Annotated in this window: 1 protein-coding gene; it reads right to left on the reverse strand. The window is 36.2% G+C overall.

The genetic code is table 11. The features are described from left to right. Nucleotides 1–286 precede the first annotated feature (286 nt). Nucleotides 287–18211 (reverse strand): BspA family leucine-rich repeat surface protein, encoded by a 17925-nt coding sequence (locus HNS38_RS02245; protein ID WP_172345909.1) that lies wholly within the window; start codon nt 18209–18211, stop codon nt 287–289. Nucleotides 18212–18229: the final 18 nt, after the last annotated feature.

Genomic DNA, 18229 nt, shown 5'->3' on the forward strand with positions numbered 1-18229 from the left:
TTCAGTCTTAGATACATTATTGAGATAACAAAAAAGCTTGGATCTCACCCAAGCTTTTTACTGTCGCATGTATAAACCTTTGCAAGTTTATATGATACAATGAACTTCCTCAGTCCACACTCATCTTTTCCCTTAGCAACATTATAATTGCACATTAATTAAAGGATTACAAAGTTAAATATTTCAGCCGAATAATTCATCACGGTTTACCATGATATTTCAATTCACTAAAGAAACCTTATAATAGACTTTAGAAATCTTTAAAAAATTAAATTCGACCATAACACTATTTCTGTATGACAAACTTCCTCAAGCCTATCTCCTCTCCATTCTTTAGCTTTAACAGATACACTCCGGATTGCAGTTCGGTGAAATCAAGTTCAGCTTCATATTGAAGACCTTTATAATTTGCAGAAATCCTTCTTATAAATCGACCTTCTAAATCCCAAATTTCAATCTCTTCTATCTCCACTTGTCCAGCTGTCTTACTCACGGCTAAACTAAAATGACCTTCATTTGGGTTGGGGTAAATATCTATTTGACCAAAAGCTTGTTGATTAAGCTCCTCTATGCCTGTGAAGATTATATAAATCCCACTTAAGGTATCCACATAATAGTTCAGGTCAGTAATATGAGTTTCCGAAGTACTGATACTTACCTGATATACAGAATCCATTCTTAAACCAGGCATATCCACTTTTACCTTAAAATTACCATTAGGTAGATTATCAAACTTCCACTGCCCTTCCTCATCAGATATTTCAAAGCTGCTCACATCACTTATTTTATCATCAGCAGCATCAAATTCAAGTATGACATCTACATTCTTCACCGGCTCTCCTTTAGAATTGAGGTAATATACGCCTCCACTTAAACTTGAAGGACCATTGGGTATTGGATTATGATCTACTAAACTAAAATCAACATGCTCTATAACTTCATTTCCTAAAGAAGCCGAAACAACTGTTGCATCCGTCCAATAAAAAGCATCATCATACCAACGAGGAAATACAAATGGATAATCGAATTTATTAGGTATGGCATGTATCAAATATTCCACACAAGAAGACATTCCTACAAACTCATAATCTCCATTTTCTTGTATTGGGGTCAAGTCAGCAAAAACAGATAAAACTCCATCTGACAAATAGAAAGCGGCTACATAACCATTTTCAATAGGCTCACCATTGGTTTTAGATACATTTCCTTTAATGGTAACGCCAGAGTATGGAATTAATGGCTTTATAATATCGCCATAACATCCTGTTTCATCCTCCACTTCTAAATGAACATTAAATGTGGAATAATTCGTCACAAACTCATGCACTGGGTTTTGCAAATTGGAGCTATTAAATGCCCCACTGTAGATATCCCCAAAGTTCCAGTTCCAGGAAACAATTTCACCATTGGCAGAATAAGACTGATCCATAAATACTGCTTCATCATTACACTGATATAAAGCAAACTCAAAATCAGCAACTGGATTTTCTTTCACTAAAGTAATATGTGAAGTATTACTCAAACATAGGTTCTCATTTTCGTAAAAGTAAGTGATGGTATCCTCTTGTCCAGCTACCACTAAGCTAGGATTATACCAAGCATGGCCATCAGATTGCTGCTCTATTCCATTCCCTTCAAAATAGCATTCAGGAGCATGGCTGCCTATTAATTGATGGCTTTCATCTGCAAAACAATACGACATCTCAAGACCAGAAAAATCAATACTCTCTGCCTCAACAACCGTAAACTCCTGATGATATTCACTCAAACACCCCCCTGCTTCTGCATAATAATATGCCAAATCGTAGGGGCCACCAACTGGCAGACTAGAAAGATTAAGCTCTGCCGTTCCATCTCCATGGTCAAGCACACCAGAACCCATAAAATAACCAAATGGAGCCTCACTACCCGTTATGATAGCACTATTAGCATTTGAACAATAAAAGTCATCTAGACCTGCAAAACTAATCTCTACATAATCATAAATGGTGACTTCTTGTATATCCTCTGCCTGACAACCAATATCATTGGTCAATACATATTCAATCTCGAAAGGACCTCCTACACCTGCTAATGCAGGGCTGAAAGTAGCTGTTCCATTATTATGGTCAATAATACCAGGGCCCGAGAAATTTCCTTGAGGATCATTCGATGTTATGATCACATCATCGGAATCAATACAATACTGAGCTAACAAACCCGACTGTATGGCAATAGGATCCTCAAGAACCTGTGTTTGAACTTCGACCTCTGAAAAACATCCATCTGCATTCGTAAATTGATAAATGATGATATGTTCTGCTCCAACACCAACAGTGGAAGGACTAAACCATGCCGTTCCATCTCCATTATCCAAAACACCAACACCACTAAATTCACCTAAAGGAGCTTCACTTCCGGTAATTAGAATATCATTTGTGCTCAAACAATATTGTTCACTAAGACCTTCTATAGAAACTACCGTTGGAGAAGAAACATTAGTATTTTGCATCTCAAAATTATAACAAGACTCGGGACTTGTATAATAATATATAATTTCATGATTTCCTGTGCCAGCCAATTCTGGACTAAACACTGCCGTTCCATCACCATTATCTGTTATACCTTCACCTTCGAAGCTTCCCATTGGAGCCTGATTACCGATCAGGACGATGGGCTCATCATAGGAGCAATAATGACTATCCAAACCTGAAAAAGAAACATTTGGCAAGGAAGCAGGTTCTGTGAGTACTTCAATAGAGCTAGCCTCACATGCATTGGCATCTTGAACTCGAATATAATATTCACCAGCTATTAAGTTTGTAAAAACAGCTGAGCTTTGATAATCCAGTCCATTATTTATGGAGTATAGATATTCCTCTGCTCCACCGTTTGCAGAAATCAGTATTTCCCCATCGTTCCCACCAAAGCAAGCAATATGAACTAAATCAGCAGAAATAGCTAATTCATCTGGCTGAGATATACTCACTATGCTCGTAGATTCACAAGTATTAGCATCTTTTACCATCACCTCATAATCTCCTGCGATTAAGTCAGTAAAGATATTTGAAGCTTGGAAAGTGATTCCATTGTCGATGGAGTATTCATAAGTTGGGACTCCTCCAGAAGCTGTGATTTCAATTCCTCCGGTGGCTTCTCCAAAACAAAGGACATCTGTTATTGTTGTTGTAAAACTTAAAGCTGAGGATGGCTCTGAAATGCTCACCATACTCATTGACTCACATTGGTTGGCATCTTTTACCATGACTTCATAATCGCCAGCTAATAATCCTGTGAAAATATTTGAAGCTTGGAAAGTGATTCCATTGTCGATGGAATATTCATAATCTGTGACTCCTCCGGTGGCTGTGATTTCAATTCCTCCTGTGGCTTCTCCATAACAAAGCACATCTGTTATTGTTGTTGTGAAACTCAATTCTGCATCAGGTTGGCTGATGTTTACTGTTTCACTTGTTTCACAATTATTGGCGTCACGAACTATAATTTCATATTCCCCAGCTATTAGATTTTCGAAGCTATTTTCTGTTTGGAAACTTCCTCCATTATCGATGCTGTATTCATAGTTTGTTGTTCCGCCTATTGCCGTAATTTCTATGGCTCCTGTGGCATTACCGTGGCAAAGGACAACTGTTAGGGTTGTTGTGAAACTGAGTTCTGCATCTGGTTGATTGATGCTGATGGTTTCACTTGTTTCGCAATTATTGGCGTCACGAACTATTATTTCATAATCACCAGCTAATAGGTTTTCGAAAGTATTATCCGCTTGAAAACTTCCTCCATTATCGATGCTGTATTCATAGTTTGCTGTTCCTCCTGTTGGGGTGATTTCTATGGCTCCTGTTGCGTTGTCGTAGCAAAGCACATCAGTTAGGGTGGTGGTGAAACTTAATTCTGCATCTGGTTGACTGATGTTTACTGTTTCACTTGTTTCGCAATTATTAGCGTCTCGAACAACTATATCATAATCACCAGCCATTAGATTTTCGAAGCTGTTTTCCGTTTGGAAACTTCCTCCATTATCGATGCTGTATTCATAGTTTGTTGTTCCGCCTGTTGCGGTGATTTCTATGGCTCCGGTTGCGTTTCCGTAGCAAAGGACATCGGTTAGCATTGTGGTGAAACTGAGTTCTGCTTCTGGTTGACTGATGTTGATAGTTTCACTTGTTTCACAATTATTGGCATCTCGAACTATAATTTCATAATCTCCAGCCATCAGATTTTCGAAGCTATTTTCCGCTTGGAAACTTCCTCCATTATCGATGCTGTATTCGTAGTTTGCTGTTCCTCCAATTGCTTCGATTTCTATGGCTCCTGTTGCGTTGCCGTAGCAAAGCACATCAGTTAGGGTGGTGGTGAAACTTAATTCTGCATCTGGTTGACTGATGTTTACCATTTCACTTGTCTCGCAATTATTGGCATCTCGAACTATAATTTCATACTCACCAGCTAACAAGTTATCAAAGCTATTTTCCGTTTGGAAACTTCCTCCATTATCGATGCTGTATTCATAGTTTGCTGTTCCGCCTGTGGCTGTGATTTCTATGGCTCCTGTGGCGTTGCCATAACAAAGCACATCGCTTAGGGTGGTGGTGAAACTTAATTCTGCATCTGGTTGACTGATGTTTACCGTTTCACTTGTCTCGCAATTATTGGCATCTCGAACTATAATTTCATACTCACCAGCTAATAGGTTTTCGAAGCTATTTCCCGCTTGGAAACTTCCTCCATTATCAATGCTGTATTCGTAGTCTGTAGTTCCGCCTGTGGCTGTAATTTCTATGGCTCCTGTGGCGTTGCCATAGCAAAGCACATCTGTTAGGGTTGTTGTGAAACTTAGTTCTGCATCAGGTTGACTAATGCTGATAGTTTCGCTTGTCTCGCAATTATTTGCGTCACGAACTACAATTTGATAATCTCCAGCTAATAGGTTTTCGAAAGTATTTTCCGTTTGGAAACTTCCTCCATTATCGATGCTGTATTCATAGTTTGCTGTTCCGCCTGTAGCTGTGATTTCTATGGCTCCTGTGGCGTTGCCGTAACAAAGCACATCGCTTAGGGTTGTTGTGAAACTTAATTCTGCATCGGGTTGATTGATGCTGATGGTTTCACTTGTTTCGCAATTATTGGCATCTCGAACTATAATTTCATACTCACCAGCTAACAAGTTATCAAAGCTATTTTCCGCTTGGAAACTTCCTCCATTATCGATACTGAATTCATAGTTTGCTGTTCCGCCTGTTGCAGTGATTTCTATGGCTCCTGTTGCGTTTCCATAGCAAAGTACATCTGTTAGAGTTGTTGTGAAACTTAGTTCTGCATCTGGTTGATTGATGTTTACTGTTTCACTTGTCTCGCAATTATTGGCGTCTCGAACTACAATTTCATAATCTCCAGCGGTTAGATTTTCGAAGCTATTTTCCGCTTGGAAACTTCCTCCATTATCGATGCTGTATTCGTAGTTTGCTGTTCCGCCTGTTGGGGTGATTTCTATGGCTCCTGTGGCTTCTTCAAAACAAAGGACATCAGTTGTATTTGCTGTGAAACTTAAAGCTGAGGATGGTTCTAAAATACTCACCGTGCTCATAGACTCACATTGGTTGGCATCTTTTACCATCACTTCATAATCACTAGCCAATAAGCCTGTGAAGATATTTGATGTCTGATATGATATTCCATTGTCAATGGAATACTCATAAGGTAAGACTCCTCCTATGGCTGTTATTTCGATTTCTCCACTGGCTTCTCCAAAGCATAAAACATCTGTAGTATTATAGTTGAAAGAAACAGCATTATCACCCATTCCACCATCCGTGATACTCCAACCATGATTGTCAATTAATGATTGACGAGCTTCTGCTGGAATACCACAGGAGTACATACTGTTTCCTCCATGGAAATCAAGATTATCTTGTACATCTTGAGCTGACCAACTTGTTAGTATCGCGTTGTAGTTTTCTGTGGAAAGCGTCACATTTTCGAATATGCCCCCAATTGATTCAACATTCCCTATACTCCAATTACTAAGATCCTGATTAAAATATATTGAATTAAAAAACATAAATTCCATATTTCTTACTTCACCAACATCCCATGCACCAATGTCTTGGTTAAAAGAACTGGCTTCCATAAACATTTCCACCATATTTGTAACTGAACTAACATCCCACGAGGTTATATCATTATCAAAACTTGAGGCTCCTGAAAACATTCCACTCATGTTTTCTACATTACTAACATCCCAATCATTTAAATTTTGATTAAAGCTTGCTGCCAAACCAAACATAATACTCATATTCAGAACATTACTAACATTCCATGTTCCTATAGGTTGGTTAAAGCTCTCCGCTTCGGCAAACATCGCTTCCATGGTAGATACATTTCCGACATTCCAATCACTAATATCTTGATTAAACACTGTGTTTTCCGCGAACAAACCTGCCATATTAGTAACATTTCCAACATCCCAATTTTCGATATTACTATTGAAATTAGTAGCGTAATAAAACATTTGCTCCATATTTGTTACGTTACTTACATCCCATGAGTTTAGATCTTTATCAAATAGTAGGGCCCAATGAAACATCATTGCCATATCTGTAACCTCACTAACATTCCACCCACTTAAATCTTGATTAAACTTACTGGCTCCCTTAAATGTACAACTTAAATTGACAATACCTTGGGGTAATGAATCAGGAACAGAAACCAAGTTAGAAGCTCCTAAAAAGGCTCCGCTTAAAGAGTTCAGTCCAATATTTCCGAAACTACTAACACTGTCAATTTTATCCAAATATGGAACATTAGTCATTCCCATACCAAATTGATATAGCTCTCCATATATTAAAATCTCATATTGCCCTTCAATATCATATGTATGGGCTACATAACCTTCTTCCTGAATAATCTCATTATGCCCATCTCCCCATTCAATATTTACATCTACATTCCCTGTAAAGGGCAAATAAAACAATGTGCCATCGGAATGATTGGTATTAATATGGATGACCATTGGTTCTCCACATTCTTCTTCAACTCCTCCATCTGTTATGTTCCAACCGTGGTTATCAATTAAAGATTGTCTTGCTACTTTAGGTAAACCACAAGAGTATCGGCTATTTCCCCCATGGAATGGAACATTTTCCTGAACATCTTGTTGTGACCAGCTTGCTAGTATTGTGTTGTAGTTTTCGGTTGAGAGGGTGATATCTTTAAACATGGTTGACATGGTTTCAACATTACTTACATCCCAACTACCTATATCTTGATTGAAACTGATTGCACCGTTAAACATGCCATTCATATTAGTAACACTGCTCACATCCCAATTATTAATATCTTGATTAAAACTAATTACCGAACGAAGCATATTTTCCATATTAATAACACTACTTACATCCCAACTACTTATATCTTGACTGAAACTGCTTGCATAGTGAAACATACTATTCATTAGAGTTACACTACTTACATCCCAACTACCAATATCTTGATTAAAACTGCTTGCACCAAAAAACATAAAACTCATTTTGGCAGCACTACTTACATTCCAAATACCAATATCTTGATTAAAACTGGTGGCAGTGTTAAACATAGAACTCATATTAGTAACACTACTTACATTCCAACTACCTATATTTTGATTGAAACTGCTTGCATGGCGAAACATCTGATTCATAATAATTACATTACCTACATCCCAACTACCAATATCTTGATTAAAACTACTAGCTCCTGAAAACATAGCCTCCATATTGGTAACATTACTTACATTCCAACTACCTATATTTTGATTGAAACTGCTTGCACCAGAAAACATATTATTCATTAGAATTACATTACTTACATCCCAACTATTGATATCTTGATTGAAACTAGTTGCATTATAAAACATAGTTTGCATATTGGTAACACTACTTACATCCCAGGAATTAATATCTGCATTAAAACTACTTGCTGAATAAAACATAAATTCCATGCTAGTTACTCCGTTAGGTATAGCAGATGGGACAGAAATCAAATTAGATGCACCATTAAATGCACCTCTTAGCGATAACAAACCTATTGAACCAAAACTACTCACACTATCAATTTTATCAACTCCTGAATAGGGAATATTTGCATTCCCAAACTGCTCTAAACTACCTGAAATAGAGATAGAAAATTGATTTTCTTCTGCGTATATATGACTCTTTAATCCTTCAGAAGTAAAATCTTCAATTGTTCCATCCCCCCAATTAACAGTTACATCTACTTCGCCAAACAGAGGAAGCTCCATTATTGTTCCATCGGAGTGATTGGTGTTTATGTGAATGACCATGGCATCGTTACTTTCTTCGCCACCCTCATAAGGTCCCATATCCACAACAGCATTTCCATCTCCATTTCCATCTTGGACTCTTTGCTCTCCATCGAAATCTGTTGCAGTCATTACCTTGGTGTTATCACCCGCATCAATACATGGACTAGATTCTAGTAAATAAAAATTATCACTAACAGCATCAACAAATTGTGGTTCTTGATATAAATTACCATAAACATCTGTGCTATCTCCATTGTCATTTACAATTACCAACGAACCTAATCCGTCGATTTCAACATTAATAAAATTCTGAATATCATGATTCAATAGATTATTACCAACTTCTAATGTACCTCCAAAGGACTCAATGTTACATTCACTATTAATAGAGTTTACTCCAAGTTGGAAAATGTTATTATAGATATAAGAATCTCCTCTTTGATGAATATTTCTCCTGTGAACATTATTATAAAAAATATTATTTGTTATATAGCATTTTCTATTAAAGTCAACCAGAATAATGCTTTCCCAACTAGAGTTGTACCCAGATGGTTCAAAGTTAGAATAGAACAAATTATTTGAAACCAATGAGCTTGTCAAGTCATCATACTGGTTACCACCAATCTGTAATATTATTTCTGTGTTATTATCGAATACTTTATTATTTTCGAAGATTATTTTTTTCGAATTGTAAGCCGTTTCAATTAGATTTTCTGGTGAATTATTATTTCGAATAATACAATTTCTAATACTTGTGCTTTTTGTAAAATAACCTGCGGCACTATTGGCATCGTTTAATCCATCTTTAATATCAGCTACGCTATTATTATTAATAGTAGAACTTTCAATATTAATGACTCTGTTACATTCGAATGCTCTCGCTCGACTATACTTTATTTCACAATATTGAATATCAACTGTATCGGTATTGGTATTGAAAATCTTTACCCCATGCCAACTGTCATCGAGATAGGATGTTAATAATACGCTATCCAATTCGTTTCCTACAATATTAAGAGAACCATATACAAGCAACTTTGCCTGATTGAAGAAATATAATTCTGCACCTGCATCTATAATAAGAGTTTCACTTGTGTCGACTGCGATATCACAACCAATATAATAAGTACCAGCAGCAAGAGTACCAGAAATCTCCCCACTTAGAGTTGGGAAAAGCGTAATATCCTCCAAAGTATTCACCGGATTAAAACAAGACTGTGAATAAATCGTATCTGGAGTAGAACCACACTCTTTTATAAAATAAAGATTATAAGTATCTGATTCTCCATAATATTCATAATAACCATCAACATTGGTATAAACAGTATCAATTTCGCTTCCAATATTTAGCTGTTCCAAAATGATCCTGATATTGTTGTGGTTATCTGCTCCGTCAATATAGGCATAACCATTTATTAGATTTCCATCTTGTTGATTTTGATATTCACAAGCCCCAATATCCAAAGTATCTTGAACTGTTCTTGGATTTCCATTTAGATCCACATCTGAAACCTGATTATCTGAAGTTCCAGCGTTAATACAAGAAGATAAGCTAGAAATACTAAAATCAGCATTTAATAACTCCTGATATTGTTCTTCAGTTTGAGCAAGACCAATAAAACTAATTGGGTTTAAGAAGGCTGAATATTCTTCATTATTTTCATTTCCAATATTATTTGAATGAATATAGAAACTATTATTCATATTGAAATCGCCATAAGAGGTGTCTTGAATGGCACAATGATTAATATATGGTTCGTTACCAAAAGTGTTATAGGTTTTAATCTGGTTTGAAGTATCAGCAGTAATGTTGTTCCATAACAAAGTGTTTTTAATTAAACCTGAGGAATTTATTAATATCCCTCCGGCATCACTTGTAGTTTTATTATTAACAATGGTACTATTGGTAACAAAGCCATTTGCATTGGCATAAAATCCACCTCCTCGTTCTGCTTCATTATTATAAATAGCACAACCTATGAAATATCCTGCCAAACCTGAGGAAGCTCCTCCTCCATATTTTGCCTTATTATTAAATATTTTACAATTTACAGCTTTTCCCCATTCCCATAGTAGCATTCCGCCACCACTACCATTTACATCTAAACTTGCAGCATTATCGTGCACAGAACAATTATAAAAATATCCTTGATTATGAGCCATAACACCACCACCCAAGGTATTTCCAGTTATAGGTGCTACATTAAATGCAATTTCGCAGTTATAAAACTCGGCTCCTCCATCAACACAAACACCTACTCCTTGTCCTTTTGTGACAATTCTATTGAATACAATTTCACAATTATTGAATGTTCCGGCAGTTCCATATATACCACCACCATAGGAGATAGATTTATTAGAGCTAAATAAACAATCATCATACTGACCACCTGCAGAATAGAGTCCGGCACCATAACCATCCAATGGATTGAGTTCTTCTTCGATTCTAAAAGTAGCATTATTGCTAAATTCACAATTTGTAAACGTTCCATCGTAAACAAATGCACCGCCACCATCTGCAGCAAGGTTTCCAACAAAGACACAGTAGTCCACTGTTGGAGAGGAGGTTTCGCTAGAGAATAATCCTCCACCATTAATATCCTGGGTTCCCAAACGGGCATAGCCATTGGCAAAAACGAGTCCATTGAGTATACAAGTGGAATCGGTTCCGGGAGGAATAAAGCCCACATGCATGGCATTTTCGCTCATTAATAAGGTATCGGGTAGCAGTGCGGTATCGGGCAAAGCTATTTGCAATGCATCGAGCAGATTTCCTTGGCTAAGTCCTTCTGCCCACTCGTCCAACCATTCATCATTTCTATTAAAATCACCACTTAAAATGGTTTTGTTGTTTTCTATATCACGCTCTTCTATAGAAGTCTCATTTCCTAAAAATCCTCCATAAACTTCTACTTTACTATGGAAGCTAAACCCACGCATTCTAAGACTATCTTGACCTGTTAATCCTGAGGTTTGAGTTCCATAAATAGTATCGGTAGGATGATAAATTCCTTGGGCTATCCATACCTGTCCACCTTCATTGTCTTTTTGTTGATTGATGGCATATTGTACTTTTGTGGAATCCATGGCGTTTTGCCAGGAGGAGCCGTTTTTGGTGCCGGAGCCTGTTTGGGATACATATAAGATATTGGGCATATCCCAATTTCCTATATGATAAAGGCTATCTATTTCTGCTTGGTTTAAGGTGCGGTTGTAAATGCTAATGTCATCCATTTTGCCATTTACATAATATGGATAAGAAGATGACAAATGACGACCGAATAATATAGAAGCTGTTGAAGCACCTATTGGTGTAGAATAATTATTTGAATCAACAAGAGAATTATCAATAAATAACTTAATTATAGCACCATCATAAGTTGCTACCATATGATGCCAATTATTCTGAGGTATAGATTCTGTCGGTGAAGGTTCAGAAGTGCCATTTGAACCATTTAATCCCCAATAAAAAATATTATTGGTTCCTTGACTTATACCAAGTGTAATAGCTCCATTCGATAAGTCATGCCCTCTTGAAATAAAATATTGAGCACAACCTACAGTACAATTAGTATTATTATTAAAGCCAACTACTTTAACCCATAAACTTATAGACAGTTCCAAAGCTCCATTCAAAACAGAAATATTTGGCACTTCTATATAATTACTTAATCCATCAAAACTATAAGCTTTATTAGCATTACCAAACCTATCAGACGTTAAAGTTGCTCCATTTACGATTCCATCATTCCCATTTCCGCTTTCATCGTTGGCATTGCCATTGAAGGGGTAGTGCGCAACTAAGCCAGAAGCAGTGCTATTCTCCTCCACAATCACCACTACAGAATCCACTTCCAAAGTAAAACCTGGAAAATCTGTATTGGTAATTTCTAAATTATAATAAAAAGTTCCGGCATTGTCTTCTGTCACTGAAATACTGTTTTCAGTTGTGGTTCCAACTAGGTTTCCTTCTTTATACCAATTGTAGGTACTGTTTTCTACAGTATTATCAAAATCTAGTTGGATGGTTCCTTCGGTTCCTGCTGTAAGATAAGCTGTATCGAATGCATAAATGATTCTTTGAGGATCGTAATCCAATACGCTTAAGGGTAACTTCGTTAAATCTTCATAAGTAAAAGTATTCAATTTCACACTTAACCAAGTCAAGCTGTTTGTATTTTCAAAAAGCGAATCTGAAACGATAGAAAATTGATTATAGCTAAAATTAGCTGTGATTAAATTTTCTAATAAATTCAAGCTCATTGGGATACCACCTGTAAACTGGTTAAATTTCAGACTTAGGTCTGTTAGTCCTGTTAAATTACCAAGTTCAGATGGAAGCTCTCCACTGAATGCATTGCCATTCAGCCATAATACATTTAGATTAGATAAGTTTTCTATGTCACTACTCAATGTTCCGCTAAATGCATTGTCATCTAGTTTTAAGGTGTTTAAATTTGTTAAGTCCCAGAGGCTTTCCGGAATAGTTCCTGAAAGAAGTTGATTATCACTAAGTCTTAACTTCTGCAAACTGATTAGATTTCCAATATTTACTGGGAGATTACCTTCCAGATTATTATTATTTAGATAAAGATTCTCCAGGTTTGTCAAGTTAACTAATTCGGATGGGATTGTACCATCTAACTGATTAAAATCCAATCCAAGGGTTTTTAATTGTAAGAGGTTTCCTATTTCAGCTGGAATATTTCCACTTATTTCATTATTGGTCAAGCTAAGTACTTCCAGATTTAAAAGATTTCCCATTTCAACTGGAATACTTCCTGAGATACTATTAACAGGCAACCATAAATAGCTTAAAAACCCGAGTTCTTCCAATTCCGCTGGTAGGAATCCTACCATATTATTATCTGTTAATGATATTTCGGTCACATTCCCATCCCCATCAGTAGTCACGCCATACCAATCTTCCAATGATTCATCGCTTAGCCAGTTAGTGTTTTCAGTCCAGTTATCACCATCGGTGGCGTTGTATAGGGCTATTAATGCATTTTTCTGTTCTTCTATTGTTGATGGACAGTTTGCGCCCCAATTGGGATGGTATTCGGGAAGTAAGGGGCAATTGTTTGAAAAACTAGTCGGTTCTTCTACAATTTGTTCAACACACCAATTTGATAGGTTTTTATTAAATGAAGTAGCTCCAGAAAACATAAATTGCATTGATGTAACAGAACTTACATCCCAATCACCTATAGGTTGATTAAAAGATGTTGCATTACTAAACATAAATTGCATATGTTGAGCCGAACTAACATCCCAAAGACTTATATTCTGATTAAAAGAACTTGCATCCATAAACATCCCAACCATTAACTCCACGGAGCTTGTATTCCAGTTTGATATGTCCTGATTAAAAAAATTTGCCTCATTAAACATATATGACATTGTTGTAACATTACTTACATCCCAATTGCTTATGTTATTATTGAAACTTGGACAATATTGAAACATACCATATAAATCAGTTACATTACTAATATCCCAATTAGATAAATCTCCATTAAAATTTGAAGCATATCTAAACATAAAGCTCAGGTTGGTTACATCATTAGGAAGAGTCTCTGGAACAGATACAATACTACAAGAATCAGTTATTGTTCCACAAAAAGCTCCTTCAAGTGAAGTTAAACCCAAGTTCCCCCAAGAGCTTACCTCAGTTATTTTATCGGCTCCAGGATAAGAATACAATGTATTCCCAAACTGATTTAAACTTCCACTTATCCCAATTGTATATTGCCCTTCAGTATCATAAGTGTGATAAGCATTTCCAGCAGTATTAAGATCTTCCGTTATTCCATCTCCCCAATTTACAGTAACATCAACACTACCGTATAATGGCAATCCCATTGAGGTTCCTGCTGAATGATTGGTGTTGATATGAATAACCATAGCATCATTATAATCTTCCTCAACAATCACAACAACAGAATCCACTTCCAAAGTAAAACCAGAGAAATCAGTATTGGTGATTTCTAAGTTATAATAGAAAGTTCCGGCATTGTCTTCGGTAACTGTAATACTGTTTTCAGTTGTAGTTCCTATTAGGTTGTTTTCTTTATACCATTTATAGGTGGAGTTTTCTACATCGTTGTCGAAGCTTAGTTGTATGTTGCCTTCTTGTCCTGCAGTGAGGTAGGCGGTGTCGTAGGCGTGGATGGTGTTTTGGGGGTTATATCCCATACCATCAGGGAAGTTTAGTAAATCTTCGAAAGTAAAATTATTCTGTGAAGCATATGACCAATTCAATTCTAATGAATTAAGTTCAGAAGGATAAGCATCTAATAAATTATCAGTTAATTCAAACTGCTGAAAATTAGAAAGGTTAGCAAAGGCAATAGGGATACTTCCAGTTAGTTGATTATAACCTAAATGTAATTCTTCAAGACTAGGAAGATTAGCCAACTCAGCAGGGATATTTCCTGTTAATTGATTGCTTGACAGAACCAAACCCCTAAGATTTGAAAGACTTTCTAACTCCAAAGGAATACTTCCTGTTAACTGATTACTCGATAGACCCAAAACCCTAATATTTGAAAGACTACCCAACTCACTAGGGATGCTTCCTATTAATTGATTATCATACAAATCTAAGTATTGAAGATTTACAAGGTTCCCCAGCTCAGGAGGGATACTTCCTGTTAATAGATTATCATACAAAAATAAGTATTGAAGATTTACAAGGTCCCCCAGCTCAGGAGGAATACTTCCTATTAATAAATTATGATACAAATGTAAGTTACGAAGATTTGAAAGATTCCCGAGCTCAGGAGGTATATTTCCTGATAATTGATTTGTGTATAAATTTAAAGAAACTAGGTAAGTTAAATCCCCAACTTCATTTGGGATAACACCTGATAATTGATTCTCATATAAATTTAAATATCCTATGAAAGTTAAGTCCCCAATTTCATTTGGAATAAATCCAACTAGATTATTATTTGCAAGATCAACTTTAACAATATTCCCATCAATATCCACATCAACCCCATACCAATCCTCAAGTGGCGCATCTGTCAACCAGTTTTCATTGTTAGTCCAGTTAGCACCATCTGTGGCATTGTATAGGGCTATTAGGGCGTTTTTTTGTTCTTCCAAAGTTGAAGGGCAGTTTGCTCCCCAATTCGGATGGTATTCGGGAACTAATGGGCAACTTTCAGAAAAATAAAGAGGTTCTTCACTAATCAGTTCTACACACCATGCAGAAATATCCTGAATAAAAGAAGACGCTCCTTTAAAAAGCATGGGCATATATGTAACATTACTTACATCCCAATTACTTAAATCTTGATTAAAGGAACTAGCATTATGAAATAACTCCATCATAATTGTTAAAGAACTGATATTCCATAATCCAATATCTTGATTAAAGGACGAAGCACCAGCAAAAATATTATTCATGCTTGTAACTGAGCTTACATCCCATGAGCTGATATTTCCATTAAATAATTCGGCATTTATGAATAAAAAATTCATATTTGTCACGTTACTAACATCCCAAGAATTCAGGTTCTGATTAAATGATTCATCATATGAAAACAATCCTTCCATGTTGGTCACAGAGCTAACATTCCAAGAATTAATATTTTGATTAAATGACGTAGCACCTGCAAACATCCGACTCATGTTTGAAACTGAACTTACATCCCATAAACCTATATTCTGATTAAAGGAGATTGCATCTTGAAGCATTCTAGACATATCAGTTACTGAACTAACATTCCAATCACTAATGTTGAAGTTAAATAATGTTGCACCCCGAAACATATTAGACAAACTTGTAACACCCTGAGGAATAGAGGATGGTACAAGAACAAGATTTTCTGAACTATCATAAGTTAGTCCTCCAAAAAAAGCTCCACTCAGTGATGTCAAGCCCAGGTTCCCCCAACTTGATACACTATCGATCAATTGAGCACCATCATAACCAGAACTACCATTTCCAAACTGTTCCAGACTACCACTAATCCCAATTGCGTATTGCCCTTCTTCATCATAAACATGAGAAGCATTTCCAGCAGTATTAATATCTTCCGTTGTTCCATCTCCCCAATCAACAGTCACATTTACTTCCCCAAATAAAGGGAGCTCCATTATTGTACCATCAGAATGATTGGTGTTGATATGGATAACCATAGGTTCAGGACAATCTTCTTCTGAACCTCCATCTGTAATTGTCCATCCATGATTGTCAATTAATGATTGTCGGGCATTTTCTGCTTCCCCACAGGAGTATTTACTGTTTCCTCCATGAAAGTTTATATTTTGATTTACATTTTGCAAAGACCAATTTATTAAGATGGCGTCATAATTTTCCGTTGATAAGCTTACCCCTTTTAAAAAATTGGTGAAATCACTTACATTAGAAATATTCCATGTACTTAAATTCTGATCAAATGAAGAACAATATGTCAGCATATGTTTCATATTCCATACATTACTAACATCCCAGGAACTTATGTCTTGATTAAAACTACTAGCACCATGAAAAATAGAATACATATTTGTTACAGAACTAACATCCCAACCACTAATATCTTGATTAAAGCTTTCACACAAACTAAATAAATAGCTAAAGTCTTCAATTGCACTTACATCCCAATTCTGTATATTTTGATTGAATAATGTAGCGCCATAAAACATTCTGAATACTTTTGTGACATTGCTTATATTCCAACTAATTATATTAGGATCATTAAAGCTACTAGCATTAAAAAACAAGTTGGACAAATCAGTAATACTTGTTGGCAAATTAGCTGGGACTTGATTCAGATTTGTGGCAAAGCTAAAAGCTCCATTCAAGGAAGTTAATCCTAAATCCCCAAAACTTCCGACTGACACTATTTTTTCAGCACCAAGATACGGTGTAATTCCATCACCAAATTGCTCCAAACTTCCACGAATATTGACTGTATACTGGCCTTCAGAATCATATGAATGAGAGGCCTTTCCTGAAGTTGTAATATCTTCTATTGTTCCATCTCCCCAATCCACTGTAACATCAACTTCACCAAACAGCGGAAGCTCCATAGTTGTTCCATCAGAATGATTGGTGTTTATGTGGATGACCATAGGTTCCGTGCAATCTTCTTCTGAACCTCCATCTGTTATTGTCCATCCATGGTTGTCTATTAATGATTGTCTGGCAATTTCAGCTTCACCACAGGAATATTTACTGTCTCCTCCGTGAAAGTTTACATTTTGTTGGACACTTTGCTGTGACCATGAATTTAAGGTGGCTGAATAGTTTTCAGCTGATAATGTAACATCATTAAGAAAATTATTAAAATTAGTTACATTACTAATAACCCATGAACTAAGGTTCTGATTAAAGGAACTTGCTCCTTCAAACATAAACGCCATATTTGTTACTTCACTAACATCCCACATACTAATATCCTGATTAAATAGAGTAGCATATGAAAAGGCCATAGACAAATTAGTAATACCATCTGGTAATACAGTTGGTACACTTACAATACTAGATGTAGCTACATAGCCTCCCATATAAAAAGCCCCGGATAGTGAAGTTAATCCCAAATCCCCAAAACTACTTACACTTTCAATTAAATGAGCCCCATTATAAGCTGCTAAACCATTTCCAAACTGGGTCAAACTACCATTAATCCAAATGGCATATTCTCCATCTAAAGCATATGTATGTGATAAATTTCCACTATTATTTACAGTTTCGCTACTCCCATCCCCCCAATTTACAGTAACATCAACGCTACCGTGTAATGGCAATTCAATTGTGGTTCCTGATGAGTGATTGGTATTGATATGAATAATCATATCAGTGGCAGGGTTTTGAGCAAAAGCTCCAACAAAAAAAGCAGATAATAAAAACACAGCTATCACTTTAGCTATAAAGGTTTGGTTGGTTTTGAAGTTCATTTCTGTAATGCGTTTAAT

Origin of the sequence: Lentimicrobium sp. L6, assembly GCF_013166655.1 — a bacterium.
In the GTDB taxonomy this organism is placed as follows: Bacteria; Bacteroidota; Bacteroidia; order Bacteroidales; family UBA12170; genus UBA12170.